This window comes from Brevibacillus sp. FSL K6-2834 (assembly GCF_038592925.1).
GTDB lineage: Bacteria > Bacillota > Bacilli > Brevibacillales > Brevibacillaceae > Brevibacillus > Brevibacillus borstelensis.
In genome coordinates this window covers 5,201,715-5,222,997 of record NZ_CP151945.1, presented here as the reverse complement: position 1 = coordinate 5,222,997, position 21,283 = coordinate 5,201,715, and the positions used below count along the sequence as shown (strand labels likewise).

At 51.2% G+C, this 21,283-nt stretch carries 19 protein-coding genes; 17 read left to right on the top strand and 2 right to left on the bottom strand.

The genetic code is table 11. The features are described 5' to 3' along the window. The 17 genes from nuoN (at position 1) to NST96_RS25230 (ending at position 19,374) form a co-directional block, all read left to right on the top strand. On the top strand, positions 1-1,524 hold the full coding sequence (nuoN, locus tag NST96_RS25310; protein ID WP_024983771.1) for an NADH-quinone oxidoreductase subunit NuoN: 1,524 nt from the start codon (positions 1-3) through the stop codon (positions 1,522-1,524). A 377-nt stretch (positions 1,525-1,901) separates the two neighbouring features. Beyond that, a complete protein-coding gene (locus NST96_RS25305) occupies positions 1,902-2,132 on the top strand; it encodes a DUF1146 family protein (RefSeq protein ID WP_003388393.1) in 231 nt (76 codons plus the stop codon). Positions 2,133-2,230: 98 nt separating this feature from the next. Beyond that, on the top strand, positions 2,231-3,004 hold the full coding sequence (locus NST96_RS25300) for a YwmB family TATA-box binding protein (protein ID WP_024983772.1): 774 nt from the start codon (positions 2,231-2,233) through the stop codon (positions 3,002-3,004). Between the two features lie 18 nt (positions 3,005-3,022). Further along, positions 3,023-4,360 carry a UDP-N-acetylglucosamine 1-carboxyvinyltransferase gene (gene murA / locus NST96_RS25295; RefSeq protein ID WP_003388389.1) on the top strand — a complete coding sequence of 446 codons (1,338 nt, stop codon included), beginning with the start codon at positions 3,023-3,025 and terminating at the stop codon, positions 4,358-4,360. Positions 4,361-4,501: 141 nt separating this feature from the next. Beyond that, a complete protein-coding gene (gene spoIID, locus NST96_RS25290) occupies positions 4,502-5,506 on the top strand; it encodes a stage II sporulation protein D (protein ID WP_024983773.1) in 1,005 nt (334 codons plus the stop codon). A 108-nt stretch (positions 5,507-5,614) separates the two neighbouring features. Then, on the top strand, positions 5,615-6,346 hold the full coding sequence (locus NST96_RS25285) for a M23 family metallopeptidase (RefSeq protein ID WP_003388386.1): 732 nt from the start codon (positions 5,615-5,617) through the stop codon (positions 6,344-6,346). Positions 6,347-6,932: 586 nt separating this feature from the next. Further along, on the top strand, positions 6,933-8,231 hold the full coding sequence (gene ltrA, locus NST96_RS25280) for a group II intron reverse transcriptase/maturase (RefSeq protein ID WP_024985477.1): 1,299 nt from the start codon (positions 6,933-6,935) through the stop codon (positions 8,229-8,231). Positions 8,232-8,501: 270 nt separating this feature from the next. Continuing rightward, positions 8,502-8,786: a sporulation transcriptional regulator SpoIIID gene (gene spoIIID / locus NST96_RS25275; protein WP_003388385.1), complete on the top strand. Its 285-nt coding sequence runs from the start codon at positions 8,502-8,504 to the stop codon at positions 8,784-8,786. A 116-nt stretch (positions 8,787-8,902) separates the two neighbouring features. Next, a complete protein-coding gene (locus tag NST96_RS25270) occupies positions 8,903-9,919 on the top strand; it encodes a rod shape-determining protein (RefSeq protein WP_003388382.1) in 1,017 nt (338 codons plus the stop codon). A gap of 6 nt (positions 9,920-9,925) precedes the next feature. Next, complete coding sequence (locus tag NST96_RS25265) at positions 9,926-10,849, top strand: flagellar hook-basal body protein (RefSeq protein WP_003388381.1); 924 nt, start codon at positions 9,926-9,928, stop codon at positions 10,847-10,849. Positions 10,850-10,866: 17 nt separating this feature from the next. After that, positions 10,867-11,682 carry a flagellar hook-basal body protein gene (locus NST96_RS25260; RefSeq protein ID WP_340701050.1) on the top strand — a complete coding sequence of 272 codons (816 nt, stop codon included), beginning with the start codon at positions 10,867-10,869 and terminating at the stop codon, positions 11,680-11,682. A 28-nt stretch (positions 11,683-11,710) separates the two neighbouring features. Then, the gene (locus tag NST96_RS25255) at positions 11,711-11,959 is read left to right on the top strand and encodes a DNA-directed RNA polymerase subunit beta (RefSeq protein ID WP_003388379.1); all 249 of its coding nucleotides are present in this window, start codon (positions 11,711-11,713) and stop codon (positions 11,957-11,959) included. Between the two features lie 150 nt (positions 11,960-12,109). Continuing rightward, positions 12,110-12,634, top strand: a complete 525-nt coding sequence (locus NST96_RS25250) for a CDP-alcohol phosphatidyltransferase family protein (RefSeq protein ID WP_031932667.1) — start codon at positions 12,110-12,112, stop codon at positions 12,632-12,634. Between the two features lie 170 nt (positions 12,635-12,804). Next, positions 12,805-13,257: a 3-hydroxyacyl-ACP dehydratase FabZ gene (gene fabZ / locus NST96_RS25245; protein WP_003388377.1), complete on the top strand. Its 453-nt coding sequence runs from the start codon at positions 12,805-12,807 to the stop codon at positions 13,255-13,257. A gap of 105 nt (positions 13,258-13,362) precedes the next feature. Next, a complete protein-coding gene (locus NST96_RS25240; RefSeq protein ID WP_227278239.1) occupies positions 13,363-14,100 on the top strand; it encodes a WecB/TagA/CpsF family glycosyltransferase in 738 nt (245 codons plus the stop codon). A gap of 27 nt (positions 14,101-14,127) precedes the next feature. Then, positions 14,128-15,246 (top strand): MraY family glycosyltransferase, encoded by a 1,119-nt coding sequence (locus tag NST96_RS25235; RefSeq protein ID WP_003388375.1) that lies wholly within the window; start codon positions 14,128-14,130, stop codon positions 15,244-15,246. A 189-nt stretch (positions 15,247-15,435) separates the two neighbouring features. Then, entirely contained in the window at positions 15,436-19,374 is a 3,939-nt protein-coding gene (locus tag NST96_RS25230; RefSeq protein WP_243015071.1) for an S-layer homology domain-containing protein, read from the top strand. Between the two features lie 49 nt (positions 19,375-19,423). Here NST96_RS25230 and NST96_RS25225 read toward each other — a convergent pair whose 3' ends face one another. Continuing rightward, positions 19,424-20,140 carry a hypothetical protein gene (locus tag NST96_RS25225; protein ID WP_227278241.1) on the bottom strand — a complete coding sequence of 239 codons (717 nt, stop codon included), beginning with the start codon at positions 20,138-20,140 and terminating at the stop codon, positions 19,424-19,426. A gap of 237 nt (positions 20,141-20,377) precedes the next feature. Next, complete coding sequence (locus NST96_RS25220) at positions 20,378-21,034, bottom strand: YigZ family protein (RefSeq protein WP_024983776.1); 657 nt, start codon at positions 21,032-21,034, stop codon at positions 20,378-20,380. Positions 21,035-21,283 lie beyond the last annotated feature (249 nt).

The following is a 21,283-nucleotide window of genomic DNA, read 5'->3' as shown; positions in this document are numbered from 1 at the left end:
ATGGACGTAAAAGATATTTTCTCGTATGACTGGAGCTACCTTCTGCCCGAATTCATCATTCTAGGATTCGCGACCGCCCTGTCGCTGCTCGATCTGTTTGCCGGAAAGCGTTTGGGCAAATCCGTCATCGGGTGGCTGACGCTGGCGGGAGTGGTGCTGGCTGCCGTTTTCGTCTTTGTAAACATAGGGAAACTGGATGAACCGTACGCATACATGGCGGATACGATTCGCATCGATGATTACGGAAATGCGTTCAAGCTGCTGTTCCTCGGAGGAGTCGCCTTTACCGTGCTGCTTTCTCTCTCTTATATGAAGCAGGACGAAATCAGGCATGGCGGCGAGTATTACTACTTGCTGCTGACCGGTCTTCTGGGCGCAATGGTGATGGCTTCTTCTGCCGATCTGATCACCATGTTCGTCGGTTTGGAGTTGTTGTCCATGTCCTCGTACGTTCTGGTGGGCTTGCGCAAGCATTCCTTGCAGTCCAATGAATCGGCGTTTAAATACATCGTCTCGGGATCGATCTCCACGGCGGTGACGCTCTTCGGGATGTCCTATGTATACGGATTAACCGGAACGACAAACATTTATGAAATTTCCGTACGGCTGTCCGAAGCGGCGATGTCCGGCTATGAGTTTATGGTGTATGCGGGATTCGCCTTTTTGGCTGTAGGGCTTGCCTTCAAAATCTCTGCTGCACCCAACCACATGTGGGCACCGGACGTGTACCAAGGGGCGGCGACTCCGGTCACGGCCTTCCTGGCGGTCGTCTCCAAAGCTGCCGGCTTTGCTCTCGTCTTCCGCTTGCTGCTGATCGGCTTCTTCAACATCCAGACCGATACGCGTTTCTTTTTCGATCAGGGAGCGCTTTACCTGGCGATCATAGCGGGGGCTTCGATGATTATCGGGAACACGATGGCTCTGCGTCAGACCAATGTAAAACGGATGATGGCCTACTCCGGAATTGCGCAGGCGGGCTATATGCTGGTGGCGTTTGCGCCGCCGACCATCCTGTTTTTCGGCGAAGTGACATTCTTCCTGTTCGCCTACCTGCTGGCCAGCTTTGGTGCCTTTGCGGTCATCATGGTGGTTGCTCGCGATCAACAAACCGATGATCTGAAGGGCTTTGCAGGACTTTATCACCGCTCGCCGCTGATGGCAGTGTCGATGAGCATCTTCCTGCTGTCGCTTGCCGGCATTCCGGTATCCGCCGGATTCTTCGGGAAGTTCTACATCTTTATGGGGGCGATCGCGCAGCAGAGCTATGTTCTTGCAGCGATTATGATCGCGACCAGTGTCGTGTCGTATTACTACTACTTTGGCATCATTCGGCAGATGTACATGCGCCCGGGAGCGACAGAGGCTCCTTTGTCCGTACCGAAAACGATTGGGGCGCTGGTCCTGATTTTGGCGCTGGCCACAGTGGTGTTCGGCGCATTCCCGGGGCTTGTGACTGATTATGTCCAAACGCACCTCAATCACGGGTTTAATTTTGGCGACATGCTGCCACCGAACTTTCAATGAATTGCGGTCAGGGATCAGGTACAATAGAGGGGACGGCTTGCGAGCCGCCCCCTTTTTACATATCAGTTGCCGTGGCGAGCAGAGGCAAGTGGTGCGGTCGGTTCTGGTTTGCTCGGTTCCGGCTACTCGGTACGGCTACTCGGTACGGCTACTCGGTACGGCTACTCGGTACGGCTACTCGGTACGGCTACTCGGTTCCGGCTACTCTGTTCCGGTTACTCGGTACGGCTACTCGGTTCCGGTTTACTCAGTTCCGACTTACTCAGTTTCGGTTAGGAACGGCACCGTGCTTCTTCTCGCTACAGCCACGTATAAAGCGGTCTTTGGTTTGATCCCAGTGAAAAATCGATGAACGGAAAGGCAAGGAGGAAACAAACGTGTCGCAAGGTATGTACGGTTTTGTAAGCATTATCGTCTCAGTCGCCCTGATCGGCGTCAGCTGGTGGGCCCTGCAGGCTTTTCGATTTGACCTCTTTCTGAAAAATCCGCAAGGGCCGCAAGCAAAGCTCTTGCAAATCATCATGTCCATCTTTCTCGGATACCAGATGGCGAGCTTTCTCATGGAATATCTCGGCTGGTCCTTGATCTTCGGGCAAATCTTTTCCTGACCGCAGGATTCGACAGGAATTGATTGGTATATCCCACCAGTTTTACGTGCAAACTGAGAAGTACAAAGAGAAGCGCGTAAAAAGGGAGAGGGATAAAAATGGGGAAACGGAACGTTTGGCTTGTTTTGATAGGATTGGCTGCACTGGGTACGGCGTGGTGGATGCCGGCAGAAGCGCAGAACGAAAGGCAGCTACATCAGGAGCAGCAGGAAACGCGGGCATCTGCCCGATTGTTCGACGTATTGGAAGGCTCGGGAGCCAGGGTGGCAAGCGTGGAGGTGCGTACGCGCATTTCCTTGGGGAAACTGTCCGGCACCGAAGAAATGAAGGATTTGGCTGCGAAATGGGCGGATCGGCTTGACATGCCGCTATCCGAAGCAAAATGGACGCAATCATCCCATCTGTTTACCTATCAGGTCCCGGCCAATCTGTACGGGGTTCAGCTCGATTATCAGGTTACCGGGGTACCTCACAAAGATGGTATCGACACATATCTAGTACTGTCCATAAAAGGAAATCGCGATTCTCTACCATATGTTGATTTGATACAGAACAAGCACGAACAAGCCCTGAAGCAAGCCGGCTTCATTCCGCAATTTAGCACTTGTATTCGCGGATTGTACAATGTTAAACTGAGTGTTGATCAACAGGAGGGGAAAATTTTGTCGATATTTGACGCCCTCCATGCAAAAGAATTGGAACGTTTACAAGATGAGACGGTTGTCAGCATATCTGGTTACACTTCTGAGTGGAATTCGTTCTTATCACTAAACGGACAAGCTCGGATGAATCTGCAGGTCGCCACTCACCGGGACAGTTTGAACGGTACGTGGATTACAGCAGGTACACCGATTATCACAGCGGAATATTAGCACGCGGAGGGGTACACATTGGATAAAATTATTGTCCGCGGTGGGAAGGCTTTGGCGGGGAATGTGAAAGTTTCCGGCGCCAAAAATGCCGTACTCCCTATTATTGCAGCAGCTATCCTGGCCGAAGAGGGAACCAACGTCATTCACGACGTACCCGCTCTGGAAGACGTCAGGATCATATGCGATCTCCTGAAAACATTGGGTATCACCCTTACATACGATAAAGAAGTGCTGACCATCAACGCCTCTCGTGTGACGAGTGTGGAAGCATCTTACGAACTGGTTCGTAAAATGCGAGCGTCCTTTTTGGTAATGGGACCGCTCCTGGCCAGAGAAGGCAAGGCGCGTGTAGCACTTCCGGGAGGGTGCGCCATTGGTACCCGCCCGATCGATCAGCATCTCAAAGGCTTTGAAGCGATGGGAGCCAAGATTGAGATCGGACAAGGGTTTATCGAAGCCAGTGTCGAGGGACGTTTGCAGGGAGCGAAAATCTACCTGGATATCGCCAGCGTAGGCGCTACCGAAAACATTATGATGGCTGCTGCTTTGGCTGAGGGAACCACCGTTATTGAAAACGCAGCCGAAGAACCGGAAATCGTGGATTTGGCCAACTTCCTCAACGGGATGGGAGCCAAGGTTCGCGGAGCGGGTACCGGTTCCATTCGGATCGAAGGCGTGGAGAGATTGAAAGGCTGCACGCACTGCGTGATTCCGGACCGGATCGAAGCGGGTACCTTCATGGTAGCTGCCGCGATTACAGGCGGGGACGTTTTTGTCGAAGGTGCAATCTGTGATCATTTGAAGTCCGTTACTGCCAAGCTGAGAGAAATGGGCGTGGAAGTGGACGAGCAGGAGAACGGCATTCGCGTGAGAAGCAATGGCCGTCTCAAGGCTGTCGACGTCAAGACCTTGCCGTATCCCGGCTTCCCGACGGACATGCAGTCGCAAATGATGGCGCTGCTATTGGCATCGGAAGGCACCAGCATCGTTACCGAGACCGTTTTTGAAAATCGCTTTATGCACGTGGAAGAATTCCGCCGGATGAATGCCAATATCAAGATTGAGGGACGCAGCGCGATCGTGGAAGGCGGCGCCAAGCTGACCGGAAGCAAAGTGGCGGCGACGGATTTGCGAGCAGGAGCTGCGCTCGTATTGGCGGGCCTGGTGGCCGAGGGCGAAACAGAAGTGAGCAGCCTTCACCATATCGACCGGGGCTATGTCCAGTTCACGGAAAAGCTTCGCGGCCTGGGCGCTCTTGTAGAGCGTGTTTCGCCAGCGAAAGAAGTCGAGACAGAAGCGGTTGAACAGGTAAAAACCGAACCGATCAAAGTCCAGTTTTCTCCCAATTTTGCGTAAACACATACCGAGACTTCCCTGTAAGCGGGGAAGTCTTTTTCATTTTCAGCAAACTCTTCCATCTCTCTTATTCTCTCGTTCTACCTCCCGAGGCTTGGACATAGACTGAAATAGTCCAGCACAAGAGGGGGGATATGACGCATGAAACGTTACCTGGTGGCGTGGTTCATCGGATTGCCGATACTGCTCGTGATGCTGCCTGCCGCGCTGGTCTACTTTTTTTCCTCTCCACCCGGAAGCGAGGGGCTTCCGCAAGTCTCTGCCCCGAACAACCCGGCTGTTCATCAGTCGGCGATTGAGGTGAAGGTATATCGGACCGCCAAACAGGCTGTGGAAACGATGCCGTTGGAAACGTACATCGAGGGCGTAGTGGCGGCGGAGATGCCGGCAGAGTTCGAGCTGGAGGCGCTCAAGGCCCAGGCGATGGCAGCCCGTACCTACATCATCCGCAGGCTCGATGCGAAGAAATTTGATGACGTTCCCAAGGGAGCACAGGTCACCGATACGGTGAAGCATCAGGTCTTTCTCGACGAGGCGCAGCGCAAGCAGAACTGGGGGGACCAATTCGAGTGGAAAAACGCGCGCATCCGCCAGGCTGTGCAGGCGACGGCCGGGGTCGTTCTGACCTACGGAGGCAAGCCGATCGACGCGACCTTTTTCTCCACCAGCAATGGGTTTACGGAAAATGCCAACGAGTATTTTGAAGAGCCGGTCCCCTATTTGAAAAGCGTGGCAAGCCCCTGGGACATTCAATCGCCCAGCTTTGAAAAAACCGTCAAAATCGCCGCAGCGGACCTGGAGCAGCGTCTCGGAATCAAACTGACAAAGGAAGCCTCCGGCAATGGCAGCTGGTATCGCATCGTGGAGCGGACGACGGGCAATCGCGTGGGCAAAATCAGCATTGGCGGAAAAGAGTTCAGCGGCAGGGAATTCCGCGAGAAGCTCGGACTCCAATCTTCCGCCTTTACGCTGGAGCTGCGAGGCAATGAAGTCCATATTACGACCAAAGGATACGGCCACGGTGTCGGGATGAGCCAGTGGGGGGCCAACGGAATGGCGAAGGCAGGGAAGAGTGCCGAGCAGATCGTCAAATACTTTTACCAGGGAATCGCCTTGGAAAATTGCGACCTCATCCTGAAAGGATAAAGGCAAAAGAGAAAAAAGGCTGTTTTCAGCAAATTTACAAGTTTCCCCTCTCTCTCAGGTTTATCCGCCGAAAATCTGGCGATACTGAGGGATGAGGTGATGAATACAATGGAAGATCAAAAAAATCAAAATCAACCGATTCCATTCAAAAAGGCAAGCTCCTGGAAAAACGTTTTGGGCAAAAAATGGGCGTTTCCGGCGATCTACATCGGCACCGCAGCAATTATTCTCGCTTTTGTGATGTGGTATCAGAGCGGCGGCGTGACCGACAATCTCCCCGGCCAAGCCGAGGGCGGCATTGCGATCACGACACCGCAGGAAGGCGCCAAAGATCCGTCTGAAGCTGACGAAAACAGCGCTGTTCCGGTATCTGGAACCGTTCAACAGCTTGCTTGGCCTGTAGCCAAAGGAGTTCAGTACGAAAAGGGAATGAATTTCTTCGACGAGCAAGCGTCCAAGGATGTACAGCAAAAAGCTCTCGTCAAGTATGACAACACGTTTATGCCGCACACCGGTATCGACCTGAAGTCGACTGACGGCAAGAGCTTTGATGTAACCGCCGCTCTGCCTGGCAAGGTGAGCAAGGTGGAAAACGATCCGCTCGTCGGTCGCGTGGTGGAAATCGAGCATGCCGACAAGATGGTCACCGTGTATCAAAGCCTGGACAAAGTGAATGTCAAGCCTGGCGATGAAGTAACCCAAGGCCAGGTGCTGGGTACAGCGGGGCGCAGCGTGTATGAAAAGGATGCCGGTATTCACCTTCACTTCGAAGTTCGCGTTGACGGTGCGTCTGTCGATCCGGAGCAATACCTGCTCCAATCGGAAATGCAGGATCAATAACGATTCCAGGAATTTCAGAAATGCCGACAAGCCTGTAGAGAGGTTCGCTCTGCAGGCTTTTTTTTATGAAGCGTGCCCAGCAAGCTGTTAATTGCTAGTTGGTGAAAGTCCAACCGAGGCAGGAGCCAAGTCACCTCGTAGCTGACAGGCAACTGGTGGAGAAATCCTAAGGTTGAAGCCCTGTGACAAAGTAACTCGAAAGAGTGCGAGCAAATCAGCAGGCCGTAACATAAAGTGAATCCTGCAGCCTCGTTAAGAAAGACCACCGAGAGGTGGACAAAGGGAAGCCGAGCTTGTTTCATATGGGCGAAGGCCAAGGACGGTGTGGAGAACTTGGAATACAGCACCTATGAATCCCTCGGGGTATGGGGAGCGGTATGTTGAGAAAGTAGTTAACGGAACTGGGGAGACCCTACTCTGCACGCCCCGTCAGGAGCGTAAAACGGAAACCTATAACCGTAAGGGAAGTGGTGGATGGCAGAGAGGGAGTCGGAGGGGTTCATAGTACCGATGAACATAAGGACAACACAACCTTATGGAGGGAAGGAGCCCTGCTTTGTTCACGGGTCGAAGGAGGTAAGAGTGAGTGAATGCAAGTAAACTTGCTAACTACACCGATGTAAAAGCTCGACAACTTTGGACAACCCTATATCTTTGTGCCAAGGCAAACTCAAAACGGCGATTTCATGCCTTGTATGACAAAATCTACCGCCCGGATATTCTAGCGACAGCTTGGAGGAGAGTAAAAGCAAATAAAGGGAGCGGAGGAATCGACGGACAATCCATCGCACAGATTGTGGAGGAGTATGGGGAGAGCCGTTTTCTTAACGAGATCTATCTAGATTTAAAAGAAAAGCGGTATCGTCCACATCCGGTTCGTCGAACTTACATCCCTAAACCGGATGGCAAGAAACGTCCACTCGGCATCCCGACGATCAAGGATCGGGTGGTCCAAATGGCTACTAAGCTAGTCATTGAACCGATCTTTGAAGCTGATTTTCGGGACTGTTCTTATGGCTTTCGGCCAGGAAGAAATGCTCACCAGGCAATTGCACAGATACGCAAAGCAAGCAAGAGGTGTTATTGGGTCGTAGATGTTGACATTAAAGGGTATTTCGACAACATCAACCATGAGAAGTTGATGAAACTGGTCGAAATGAGAATCAGCGACAGACGTGTTCTGAAACTTATCCGACAATGGCTGCAGGCTGGGGTCATGGAAAATGATCAATTCCATGAAACAGAACTGGGAACTCCGCAAGGAGGGGTAATCTCGCCTCTTCTTTCAAACATCTATCTAAACTACATGGACACCATTTGGGAAAATCAATTCTCCCATCTTGGCACACTTATCCGCTATGCGGATGACTTCGTTATCATGTGCAGAACCAAACAAGAAGCATTGGAAAGCATTCAAGTGCTGATGGCTATTCTAAACAAGCTGGAGCTTAGTCTCAGTAAAGAGAAATCTAGACTCGTTAATATTTGGGACAATTCCACTGGGTTTGACTTTCTTGGGCTGCACCATCGCAAATTCCCCGTGTTCAACAAAGGGGGGAGCAAGGTATTTGCTATGTCTCATGTACCAGCTAAGAAAGCAATGAAGGAAATGAGACGTAAAATTAAGGAATACACTGCACCAAGGAACAAACTGTTTCTGTCTCTAGAAGAGCTAGTGAAAGGGCTAAATCGCAAGCTAAGGGGGTTCAAGAACTACTACTTCATCTCGCCCATCGCCAAACGATGGGCAAGACGGATAGACTGGTATGTGATTGAACGCCTTACAATCTTCTGCAACAAGAAAAGAAGCAAGCGGAATAAACATGCCGGAAAGCTGAAGGTCATACAAAACACGCAGGGTAGTTTATTGAAATTAGCCGGATAAAGTAAGCCGAATGCCAAAGAAAGAAGAACATCGGAAAGCCGTATGAGGGAAAACCTCACGTACGGTTTGATGAGGGGGAGCTGAAATGAGCAAGGCGACCATACGGTCGCCCGAAAGTTTCAGTTCTCTACTCTACAAACAGGCCGATGTGTACACGCCCTCCAAAAAAGATGTGGTCGTGCTGGCTTGTCAGGCTTGGAAACGTAGAATATGTGTCCGCACCCACCCATATATTGTAACAGACAATGTTGAAACAGGGAGGCGAGTAGCGTGCACGATTACATCAAGGAGCGAACCATAAAGATCGGCCGGTATATTGTAGAAACGCGAAATACGGTTCGCATGATCGCCAAAGAGTTCGGTGTTTCCAAGAGCACGGTACACAAGGATCTGACAGAGCGGCTGCCTGAGATAAATCCGGAGTTGGCGAACCAGGTAAAGGAAATATTGGAGTACCACAAGGCGATCCGTCATCTGCGTGGAGGAGAGGCAACCAAGATCAAGTACAAGAGAAGGAGCAAGAAAGTCCGGGTAGAACAGGAGGAAAGCGTATAAAAATATGCAATTCATAAACAATTATTTCCTAAGTCCATAAGAATTTCCTTGTCCTCTCACGTCTAACAGCCTATGATAAGGGGTAGATATGTAACTGGTACAGGGAGGACCTTTTCATGTTTGGCAAAGATATCGGAATCGACCTGGGTACGGCCAATGTCCTGGTTTTTGTAAAGGGCAAAGGCATCGTCCTGGATGAACCTTCTGTCGTGGCAATTGATAATCATACGAAAAAAGTGCTAGCCGTAGGAAATGAGGCTCACCGCATGGTGGGACGTACTCCAGGAAATATCGTGGCGATCCGGCCGTTGCGTGACGGGGTTATTGCCGATTTTGATATCACGGAAGCGATGTTGAAGCACTTTTTGGCTAAGATTGGCGGGAAGCAAATGTTTGCCCGTCCGCGCATCTTGATTTGCTGTCCGACGAACATCACATCGGTAGAGCAAAAAGCCATTCGTGAAGCGGCTGAGCGCAGCGGCGGTGCACGCGAGGTATTTATCGAAGAAGAACCGAAGGTAGCCGCTGTAGGAGCCGGCATGGAAATTTTCCAGCCATCCGGCAACATGGTAGTGGATATCGGCGGAGGTACAACGGATGTAGCGGTACTGTCCATGGGCGATATCGTCACATCTTCCTCCATTAAGGTTGCGGGCGACAAATTTGACATGGCCATCATGAGATACATAAAAACGAAATACAAGCTGCTGATCGGGGAACGTACGTCTGAAGATATCAAAATGCAAATCGGTACGGTTTCCGGCGGACGCCAGGACGAAATGGATATTCGCGGCAGGGATATGGTAAGCGGGTTGCCTCAAACCATTACCATTCGCTCGCACGAAGTCCAGGAAGCCCTGGCTGAGTCGGTTAGCGCAATTGTACAAGCATCCAAATCTGTTTTGGAACGAACACCTCCGGAGCTTTCTGCCGATATTATTGATAAGGGAGTTTTCCTGACTGGAGGAGGCGCGCTTCTGCATGGATTCGACCAGCTGCTGGCGGACGAGTTGAAAGTACCGGTGCTCGTAGCGGAAGATCCGATGATGTGCGTCGCCAAAGGAACCGGCATGATGCTGGACTATCTGGACAAAGTGCCGGCATATCGGAAGAAAAAGTTTTTCGGGAGGTAATGCCGTGTGATCAGAGGCTTGTATACAGCCGCATCGGGCATGTTGTCTTTGCAGAGAAAACAGGATTCGCTGGCCAACAATCTGGCTAACATCAATACGCCTGGCTACAAGCAGGACGTGGGCGTCATGCGCGCTTTCCCCGAGCAGCTCCTGTCTCGCATCCGCGATCAGGAAGGACCTGATATTCAGGGGATGCCGCAAATGGGTGGACAAGCAGTCCCGATCGGTCGTCTGCATACGGGTGTGTACATGTCGGAGGCGCTTCCTGTGTTTCGCCAGGGGGATATCGCCGAGACGCGCGATCCGTACGATGTCGCGCTCATGGACAACATCCAGCCGGATGAAGAAGGCAACGAGCGCCGCCTGTTCTTCAGCGTAGCGAGACTGGCTGATCCCGCTACGGATACAGCAGAGCCTGAGCAGCTGCGATACACCCGCAACGGCAACTGGAGCGTCAATGCAGACGGCTATCTGGTGACGCCAGACGGCTATTATGTGCTGAATAATGAGAATCAGGCGATCCGTGTCAACGATCCGGACTTTCCTGATCAGAGTGCGGGCCATACGCTGGAGATTACCGCCAACGGAGCCCTCTTTTATCGAAATGATGCTGGCGAACAGGTGCCGTTGAACGATCAAAGCCTGGGCATAAAAGTGCTGACCAATCCACAGCAAATGGTGAGGGAAGGAACCAACGTCTACCGCTACACAGGCGAGGGACAACCGGCAAATGTGGGCGATGACCCGGAAAATACGGGCTTTTACGGCGTGAAGCAAGGCTGGCTGGAACGCTCCAATGTCGATCCTGCCCAGACGATGACGGATATGATGACGGTTCTTCGGGCATACGAGGCGAACCAGCGCATCATTACGACAGTGGATGGCACGATGGAAAAAGCAGCCAATGAAATCGGACGGGTTAACGGGTAAGATAGGAGGAAGAGCGCATGCAATCACTAAACATCTCCACGGCAGCTCTGCGCGGCGTTCAGCAGGCATTGGATAACACTGCCAACAATTTGGCCAACGCCGATACAGTCGGATACAAACGGCGGACTGCGTCATTTTCCGAGCTTTTGTCAGACTCCATGAACGAGCAGGCCGCAGTCGACAGCAGGCAGCGCAATTCTCCGCCCGGTCTGCGCATCGGCAGCGGTTCCAGGCTGGGCTTGACAAAAATGGACGTGTCCCCGGGGAACATGAAGCAAACGGATGTACCGACCGATCTGATGATCGAAGGGGACGGCTATTTTCTGGTCTCTCGTCCGTTTCGCAACGCAGACGGGGAGCTGGACGATGAATACCGTCTGACTCGGAGCGGAGCTTTTCAATTTGCTCAAATGGCCGGGCTGCCCGGGTATGCTCTGGCTACTCCTACAGGCGAGTACCTGGTGGATGAAGCGGGGCTTCCCATCAGCTTTGAGAATCCCGGAGAGCTGACCATTACGCCTGAGGGCATCGTGTTTTTGGATGGAAATGAAGTGGCGCAGATGCGTCTTTACAAAGTGGACAACCCTGACCAGCTGCAGCAGGTAGGAGACAACCAGCTGCTGGCCCCTGTGCTGGACGACCAGAAGGCACCTGACTTTATGCAGTTTGCCGACGGCCGGATCAAGCAAGGCGCACTGGAAACATCCAATGTCAATGTTCAGGAAGAAATGTCCCAATTAATCAATGTGCAGCGAGCCTATCAATTGAATTCCCGCGCGATTGGAATCACCGACCAAATGATGGGGATCGCCAATTCGCTCAGGTCCCGTTAATACACTTGGCATGTCGGAGGATACGCGAATGGATCAAGGAAAGGGGAAACGTTCCCCGCGTGATGGCCAGGGAGCCGAACAGAGAGAAAGGAAGCGTGTCGGCAGCGCTTGGCAAATAAAGCTGGCCAAGTGGCTGATCGTCCCATTTCTGCTGTTTTTCTCGCTGATCATCGGCCTGGTCATCGGTTACAGCATGGTCGGACACAAGCCGGCGTCAGAAGTGTTTGATATCAACACGTATAAGCATATGTATGATCTGATGTTCTCTGGCACGTAGAAAATACAGACCCCAGCCGCAGGAGGTGTGGGGTATTTTTTTGATCGCTTGCAAGCCTTCCCGGCTCTCTTCCGGGGACTTGTTGTGCCCTTTGTCCAAAGAGTATAATGGAACAGTGGTAAAAAGGGAGTGACGATTTGATCCGGAGGGATATCCGTGAATCTTCCAAATGCGCTGACCGTTTTTCGCATCGTTCTCATCCCTTTGTATTTGTACGTGTTTTTTCGGGAGTTCCCGTTTCATATTGAGGTTGCCCTCGGCATCTTGATTCTCGCGGGAGTGACTGACATTGCAGATGGATACATCGCGCGAAAGCACAAGCTTGTAACGACGTTTGGAACGATGATGGACCCGCTTGCAGACAAGCTGATGATGATGGCAGTGATCGCTTCATTGTTTTTAACAGAGCGGATCAGTGTATGGGCCGCCCTGTTTTTCTTTGCTCGCGACGCCGGAATGATCGTGGCATCGGCCTTTTTCCACTTCCGTGGGAAAAAGACAGTGCCAGCCAATGCGTTTGGCAAAATAACGACGGTCTTGTTTTACATCGCGTTCCCGATGGTCATGTACAGGTTTCAGTACGGCGAGCTTATCTTATGGACGGCTATCCTGTTCTCGTTTGTGACCGCCGCCATTTACCTGGTCAAGTTTCGTCTGATGAATCGCGTGTACTAATACAAACCAGGGATGAAAAGAGCACTTCCGCCGCATGTGCAGGAAGTGCCCCTCTATCTTAACCCCGATCTCCCCATGTGGAAGATAGGGGGTTGTCTTTATTCTCAGTTTCGAGTATGTTCTTCATGCATGGCATGAGTGATATAAAGAATGGAAATGGAGCGTTGTTTATGGAATTTCAATTGCCTTTGGACGTAACAGACATTCAATCGATTATCCCCCATCGCTATCCTTTTTTATTGGTGGACAAGGTTACCGAGCTGGAGTCGGGGAAGCGGGCAGTCGGGTTAAAAAACGTTACGGTAAACGAGCCGTTTTTCCAAGGTCATTTCCCGGGCTACCCGGTCATGCCAGGTGTGCTGATCGTCGAAGCGCTGGCCCAGGTAGGAGCCGTCGCGGTACTGAGCATGGAGGAAAACAGAGGCAAAATCGCCTTTTTTGCCGGAATCGACGAATTTCGCTTCAAGGATCAGGTCAAGCCGGGCGATACCCTGACACTTGAGGTCGAATTGACGCGAGTGCGCGGCTCGATCGGCAAGGGACACGGAACAGCCAAGGTAAACGGCAAGGTCGTGGCTGAGGGCGGACTTCTTTTTGCCCTGTCGGCAGCACAAAAGGACTAGAAAATCGCCCATCTTGTATGTAAGGCCTATTTGGGGTAGAATGGCTAATGTATGTGCAACATTTCTTAGGCGCTCTGCGTCTATCACGTAATGAAGGTGAAAACGTTGACCAAACAGGTCGCAAACATATTGGGTGTGTCGTTTTCTACACGCGGTTTTGACGAGACGGTGGCACATCTTGTCGACCGGATCCGGGAAGGAAAACAGACGCACGTCGTCACGGCCAACCCGGAAATTGTCATGCTGGCGAAGGAAAATCGCTCCTTTCTGAATCTATTGGACCAAGCCTATGTCGTTCCGGACGGGATCGGCATTGTCTATGCGGCCAAGTGGACGGGAGAGCCGATTCGCGAGCGCGTTACGGGCGTGGAGCTGCTGGAAGCATTGATGGCAGCGGCAGACAGAGAAAAGTGGAAAGTATATCTTTTGGGAGCGTCACCGGAGGTAAACCGGCTGGCAGCGGAAAAGCTGTCCGAGCGGTTTCCGGGGGCGCGCGTCGTCGGGTATCGAGACGGTTATTTTCAACGAGACGAAGAACAAAGAGTCGTGCAAGACATAGCCGAAAAACAGCCCCATCTCCTGTTCGTGGCGATGGGAGCGCCCAGGCAGGACGAATGGATCGCCGCCTACCGCGATCAGCTTCAGGCTACGCTCGCGATGGGAGTCGGAGGCAGCCTTGACGTCATTGCCGGGAAAGTAAAGAGAGCGCCAAAGCTGTGGCAGCGCTTGCATCTGGAGTGGCTGTATCGACTGTTGGCCCAGCCGTCGCGCTGGAGAAGACAGTTGGCTATTCCGCTGTTTGTCTGGACAGTCTTGAAGGAAAAAAGGGGAAGCCGCTCCTGAACGTACCCGTAGAGAGGAGAACAGTCGATGTCTACACTAATCCTCGGATTACTGACTTCGCTGATAGTATCATTTATAGCCACACCATACGTGAAAAAACTGGCGGAATCCATCGGAGCGACAGACACGCCGGACCAGCGCAAGGTTCACAAGCGGATCATGCCGCGACTGGGTGGTCTGGCGATTTATCTCGGATATTTTGTTGCATTTTTCATATTTGTTCCATTTACTACGATGAAAGAAATGCTCGGCATCTTCATCGGCGGTACGATCGTGATGGCGACAGGAATGCTGGATGACAAATACCAGCTCTCTCCCAAGTGGAAGCTGATGGGCCAACTGCTTGCAGCGGCAGTCGTCGTCATTCCGTTTGGCCTCAAAATAGGCGTCGTCAACCTGCCTTATGAAGGCAGCATCGATTTCTCCAGCGGCTGGCTGCTCTGGCTCGGCGTACCGATCACGATCTTCTGGATTGTCGGTGTCACCAACGCCGTCAACCTGATCGACGGCCTGGACGGCCTGTCCGCAGGGGTATCGGCGATCGCGACAGCTACGATGGCCATCGTGGCACTGGTTATGTCCGGCAGCGGCGCGGCGGCTCACTATGACACGATCGCGATTTACTGCTTCGTTCTGCTGGGAGCCATACTCGGCTTTCTCTATTTCAATTTCCATCCGGCCCGTATTTTCATGGGAGACACCGGCTCGCTGTTTTTGGGCTTCAACCTGGCGGCGCTCTCCATCATGGGCTTCAAAGAGGCGCTGTTCGTCTCCTTTATCATCCCCATCGTGGTGCTCGGCGTTCCGCTTTGGGACACGTTTTTCGCCATCGTCCGGCGGATCGTCAACAAAAAGCCGATTTCCAGCCCGGATAAAGGCCATCTGCACCACTGTCTGTTGAACATGGGACTGTCGCACCGCGCGACAGTACTGACGATCTACATGATCAGCATCTTCTTCGGGACGATGGCGATCGTTTTGACAAAAACGACAAAATGGACAACCATCATCGTGATGGTGCTGCTGCTCTTCGCTACCCACATGGCGACAGAGATCGTCGGCCTCGTCGGCCGCCGCCACCGTCCGCTGATCAATACGTATCGCAAGCTGAAGGTGAAGAACGCCGATCAGCGCCGCAGTCACTAGAAATGAATAACGTACGCAAAGCCTCTGCTGGTGGACAGCAGGGGCTTTTTTTCTCCACATTTTTGCAGTTTATCCTTAACCAGATAGAAGATTTTGCCGATAACAGTAAAGACGAGTAAGGCATCCCCTGCACAAAAATTGGCAGGGCCAAATACAGACTATATGGAGAGGTGAAACCTTTTGCAGAAGATGTTCGCTACGATGCGGCAGTGGTTGGCTGTAAGTTTGGCACTGTTACTTGTAGTCAGTGGAGTGCTCCCGTCCATGGCTGCTGCTGCTACTGAGAAACCTGTCATTCTGGAAGATGCGTATAACGGCAAGGGCACAAGCCCTGTGGACGCTTATACGTATGGAAGTTCAAAGATTACCATCAGTGGTACCGTGGGAGCTGGCGTATCCGGCCGGAATTTGCGGGTCAAAATCACTTTGGGGAATGGAACCGAAGTCCCCGGGATGGAAAAAATAACACCGACCGTGTCGGGGAGCCAGTTTACGTTCTATGACATTTCGTTGCAGCCAGGTCTGAACAAGATCAGCTTTTACGAAAATGTGGGCAGTGTGGAAAAGGATCATTTGCAGTTTTACGTGAACTATAACGACACCCCGATCATTGAGGAAATATCTGTTGAGGATACCGAGCTCAATCCGAGTGGAGTCACCTATTATTCTTTGCCTGCCTCGAACCGGATGGTTGTCAATCTCAACGGCAAGGCGTTGAATGCGGATACCGTTGTCGTGGAGAATATCTCCAAGGGCGAGGAAGTTCGCGGTTCGGTCAGCAAAAACACAGGCTTCTTCAGCCTGAAAATTCCTGTCATGTTTGGTGAAAACACGCTTCGCTTCACGGCGTTGAACCAAAACAAAACGGTTGGCGCCATCGAGAGAAAGCTTCTGATTGTCACGACGTCGATCGGTGAAGCCGATTTGCTCTATAATCTCAGCATCAACAATGAACGGCTGACTCCGGACACAGAGGATGAGGTCGGAAACAACATTGTGAGAGTCGATCCGGCAAGCTCAGCGAACCTGAGTCTGAAATCTTCCGCCTTGCTGCAATACGATACGGCGAATCCGAACAAGCCATTTGATTCAATGTCTTTTGTCATCAAAGAAGACGGGGCTTCGGCGGAAACCTCCTATACGGCTACCATTACAGACAAAAAAGCGTCCAATGACGGTTTTACGCAATACGAACTCAGCGGTAATGTGCCCCAATCGGCATTGGCATCTGGAAAGAAATACACTGTATGGCTTGTTTACAAGTACAAAGAAGACACAGATCCGTCTACAACACCGAGCTCCTTTGAGGTAAAACGGTATCTGTACACCATCAAGACCGTAGAGCAGGATGCGCCGCAGTTTATCTCCGGCAGCTATTTGGGAGCGCCGCTCTCTACTTCCAGGACGAATACTCTGCTGGGAGTGCCTGCAGAGCTTCTCGTAACCGGTGAATTTGTTGGCGATTCCAGCAAGTATCAACTCTACCTAAACGAGAATGCACTGGACAGCAGCAACTATGCCCTGAAGGTAGATCCCTTTAAAGATGCATCAGGAAACACGGTTGCAAACAAATATGTGGCAACGATCAGCTTGAAAAATCCCGACGCAGGTACGGGAAATCTAAAAATTGTTTATACAGGCGGAGCTGGCACGTCTGTAATGTATCCGATCAAGTGGCAAATTGCCCCTTACGTACAGCTTACCTACAAAACCGGTTCGCAAGACAACAGCTTCTATGATGGCTTCCAGATCAATAGCGACAGCGATGTACCGACTTTGCACGGACGCGTGTACAACTTTGATCTGAAAGCAAACCCGAGCGATTCTTCCAAGCTGGATAATCTCACTGTGAAGCTGAACGAACAGGACTTAGCCCTTTCGAGTGTCGACGCCGCGAATGGCAAGTTCAGCATTTCAAGTTCAGAGTTGAAGAAGTCGGTCAACGGTTCTTCCATATTGAAAAAGGGTACAAACACCCTGAAAATTACACTGAATCCAACGGCAAAACCGGGAGCTACTCCTGTCGTATTTACCTACAATATCCTGTACATTACGGCCAAGGCTCCCTCCATCGAAGAGGTAAAGCTGTGGGGAATCTTCAATGGGAAGGAAAATGAGCTGACTGGTTCTACCGGCGGAACATACGAAACCGGTGCTGCTTTCTTGAGCAAATTCTCCTTTAAGGTAAAAGATGCCTCCAAGCTCTATGTGGAGAAAAACGGCAAGCGGATTGTGGAATTTGAAAAGGATTCCGGAAGCTGGAAGACGCCAGACCCTGCCAGCAAGGAATACAATGATGCGATTGGCGAGCTTCCGAGCAGTTTGCAAAACTTCTTTGATTCCAGCTACAACATTGACGACAAATCCAGCACGAGCTTCGAAGGGTCGCTATCTTCCTCCAAGTACAATCGCATGCTCGATAAAGTGCAGCAGGCGGTAAAGGGAACAGGCGATCAAAAACTCGAAGAGCAGGAAAAGTACCTGGCGTTGTTGCCGCTGACTCTGCGGAAAAACAACTCGACGGTATACACGATCGTTGCAGAGGATGAAAGCGGTACAGTCGTACGATACAACATCAAGATCAACCAGAGAACAAGCAACTGGGAGGTTTTGAGTCCGGTCAAAGCCAGGTCGACAGACCAGTACATTACTGTAAACAGCAACAGTGCCGTGATCAAGGTTTTCGCTGAAAAAGCGGACAAGGTCATGTTTGGCAAAATCGAAGCGAAAACGAGCAACAGGACTGAACCCGACTTTAGATTCGACCCTGATTTCGCAAAAGCGATACCGGAGACTTATTACGTCTTTACGGCGACTGTCCCGCTGAAAAACGGGTTGAACACGATCAAATTCACGGTTCAGGTAGGAGATACCACCTACAACGACCAGATTCAAATCTTTAATGCGAATTCGACGGTAGATGGTGCAGAATACCGCGAAGTCCTCGGCAAGAAAGTGTCATTCTCGGTATTTAACAAGGGGCTGGAATTGAAGTTCCCTGCAGGAACCGTACTTCTTTCGCCAAGCAATCACCGTGCAGGAGAAGAAGTCAAGAATCCAACCGAAGACATTTTTGTCGATGTACCATTGTATTTTGGTATTGCCGACCGTACCACGGGCCAGGTGAACTTGTCTGGCAGCTCGATGAAGAGCCGACTGGAATTGGATGAGAAGTTCAATTACGCAAGCCCGCTTTACTACATTGACGCTGGCGACGTGAAAAATCCAGGTGGACGAGACCCGTACTATGATGAAGACGATGGGGAAGAATTCAGAGGACGCTATGATGACAATCTCATCCCGAGCCGGGAAGGGACGCTGTCGATTCAATACGACTCTTCCATCGTGAATGCGGCAAACAACATTCTCACCGTTTATTATCACAACGGCTTTGAGTGGAAAAATATCGGGGGCGTTGTAAATACCGGCAAGAAGACCGTTACGGTTCCGTTTAGAGGCTTTGGTTATTACATGGTCATGAAAAACCGCGAGTCCTTCGACGACGTGGTGTTCCATGAATATGCCCGTGACGCGATGGAAACACTCTACTCAAAAGGAATCATGCCGGCATACAGCTACAGCACCTTTGGAGCAAATCGCGATATCACTCGCGGAGAGTTTGCGACCATGCTCGTAAAAGCGATGGATTTGCCGATCAAGGCCGGACCTTACTATGACAGTGATGAAACCGACCCGGTAAACCCGACATTCCTCGATGTCCGTCCGCGACCTGTTCACTGGGATTACGAGTATAAGTACGTGGAAACTGCAGCTCGTGCAGGAATTATTCGCGGGAAGGTGCCCGGATACTTCAGACCGGATGATCCGCTGACCCGTGAAGAAGCTGCGGTGATGATTGCCCGTGCGCTGAATCTGAAAACCGGTACACCGGAGGCTTCGAAGCAAGCTCTGAATAAAATGTTTACGGATGGAAAAGACGTCGGACACTACGCCACGGCTTCCGTCCTGGCAGTAGCAAAAGCAAAACTGATGAATGGCGAGGCCGATGATCCGACCGCCAAAAGACCAACATACAGCTTTAAACCGGCCAACAACCTGACTCGTGCAGAGATGGCCGTTATCACCGTTCGTGTAATGACGCAATTGAAGAAGCTGCCTAAGCAGTAACGTATAAAAGCGGCAACAAACACAAAAAGCTGAAGAGGCGAAATCCTCTTCAGCTTTCTTTATCTCGTCTTTCCTGAATGTATGATTCGAATCTCTCCCGCAGGAGAAACAGCTGTTTTTCATGTTCAAAGACCTTATGTTCCAAAAAAGCGGTCGATTTGTCCGTCTGTTCCCACAATCGCTTCAGCTCAAGCAGATCGGACTGAATCTCGTCCATCCGGGCGTTGCTGTGTCCCACCATTTGGACCAGAGATGCATACATCTCTTCAAGGCTTCCCAGCATGCCATCATGTCGGTCCAATCGTTTCTCGACATTCGCAAACCGCAAGTCCATCTGCTCAAAACGTCTGTCGATCTGCTCAAACCGCTTGTCTACATCATCAAACCGTCTGTCGATCTGCTCAAACCGCTTGTCTACATCATCAAACCGTCTGTCGATCTGCTCAAACCGCTTGTCTACATCATCAAACCGCCTGTCGATCTGCTCAAACCGCTTGTCTACTTCTTCAAACCGCCTATCGATCTGCTCAAACCGCTTGTCTACGTCATCAAAGCGCCTATCGATCTGCTCAAACCGCTTGTCTACTTCTTCAAACCGCCTATCGATCTGCTCAAACCGCTTGTCTACTTCTTCAAATCGCCTATCGATCTGCTCAAACCGCTTGTCTACTTCTTCAAATCGCCTATCAATCGCTTGAAAACCATGCTCCATCCTCTCGCCGAGTGCTTCCAGCTTGTCAAACAGCTCATCCAATGACCTGCCCACCGTCATTCCCCCCGATTGTTTGGATAGTATGGGTTCCTGCACTTGTCTCTCTATATTAATAGAAGAAAGAGGAGGGCAACAAGGTAAAATGAGTTTAGCAAAACTGTAATCAGCCCCAGCCCATCAAGTGAAATGACGTCAAAGCTCTGTCTGTAGTCTTTCTATCCAGATGGTTTACATCTAAGCGGTTAACCCGGACAAGCTGATTGACCCGCAACAAACCAATCCAACCGCACCTTAAACATCTTCCGACCCGACAGCCTCCACAGGGACTTCCACATACTCTTTTTCGCCGAGAACAATATGCGCCTGGCCATTCGTCACATCCGTCAAGTGCGCTACAAAATCGTCCTGCTCACCGTCCGGAATCAACACATGCACGGTGACCTTGTCCGTATAGTCCGTCCCGACGACTCGCTGCTGGCCGATCCGCAGCTCGTTTTCGACCTTGCCCCACCAGGTGTAGTCGACACTGACGGAGATTTTCTGATGAAGCGTATGGACGACGATTCCGGCCGCTTTCAGCGCGATCACCGTGCCTGCCGTATAGGCGCGGACCAGACCGCCGGCACCCAGCTTGATCCCGCCGAAATAACGAGTCACGACGACGGCGGTATCCTTTACCCCATTTTTCTTGATGCATTCCAAAATAGGCTTGCCAGCCGTTCCGCTCGGCTCTCCATCGTCGCTGGAGCGCTGGATCTGATCGTTCTCCCCGATGACAAAAGCCGAACAGTTATGGGTCGCATCCCAATGCTTCTTTTTAATCATAGCGATAAATGCCGCAGCTTCTTCTTCGCTGGTGACGCGCTGCGCATATCCGATAAAACGGGAGCGCTCGATGACAATCTCGTCTTCCCCGTATCCCGCAATCGTTTTGTACTGTTGTAGCATGCTCTTTCACCTCAAGGATAAGAATAGCATGTCCGCCAAAGGTTTTCGAATAGTGGATGGCAAACACGCTATATAGATGAAATTTTTCGGCGACTTAAACGTAGTAACACGAGATGGCAGGTGTGATAAACGGGGGGAGGGGTGCATATAGATGGCAAGGTGCAATGATAAGGTGAAAGATTTGGAAACTGGCGATTCTTCGTGTACGAAACATTATTCGGTGTGATATAGTGTTGGTGGGACAAACTG

What these genes read in the sequence shown, in the direction of transcription:
- NST96_RS25270 (WP_003388382.1), top strand. Translation starts at nt 8,903, where the DNA reads ATGTTTGGCAAAGATATCGGAATCGACCTGGGTACGGCCAATGTCCTG.
- fabZ (WP_003388377.1), top strand. Translation starts at nt 12,805, where the DNA reads ATGGAATTTCAATTGCCTTTGGACGTAACAGACATTCAATCGATTATC.
- NST96_RS25230 (WP_243015071.1), top strand. Translation starts at nt 15,436, where the DNA reads ATGTTCGCTACGATGCGGCAGTGGTTGGCTGTAAGTTTGGCACTGTTA.
- nuoN (WP_024983771.1), top strand. Translation starts at nt 1, where the DNA reads ATGGACGTAAAAGATATTTTCTCGTATGACTGGAGCTACCTTCTGCCC.
- NST96_RS25235 (WP_003388375.1), top strand. Translation starts at nt 14,128, where the DNA reads ATGTCTACACTAATCCTCGGATTACTGACTTCGCTGATAGTATCATTT.
- spoIID (WP_024983773.1), top strand. Translation starts at nt 4,502, where the DNA reads ATGAAACGTTACCTGGTGGCGTGGTTCATCGGATTGCCGATACTGCTC.
- NST96_RS25285 (WP_003388386.1), top strand. Translation starts at nt 5,615, where the DNA reads ATGGAAGATCAAAAAAATCAAAATCAACCGATTCCATTCAAAAAGGCA.
- NST96_RS25300 (WP_024983772.1), top strand. Translation starts at nt 2,231, where the DNA reads ATGGGGAAACGGAACGTTTGGCTTGTTTTGATAGGATTGGCTGCACTG.
- NST96_RS25220 (WP_024983776.1), bottom strand. Translation starts at nt 21,034, where the DNA reads ATGCTACAACAGTACAAAACGATTGCGGGATACGGGGAAGACGAGATT.
- NST96_RS25255 (WP_003388379.1), top strand. Translation starts at nt 11,711, where the DNA reads ATGGATCAAGGAAAGGGGAAACGTTCCCCGCGTGATGGCCAGGGAGCC.
- NST96_RS25260 (WP_340701050.1), top strand. Translation starts at nt 10,867, where the DNA reads ATGCAATCACTAAACATCTCCACGGCAGCTCTGCGCGGCGTTCAGCAG.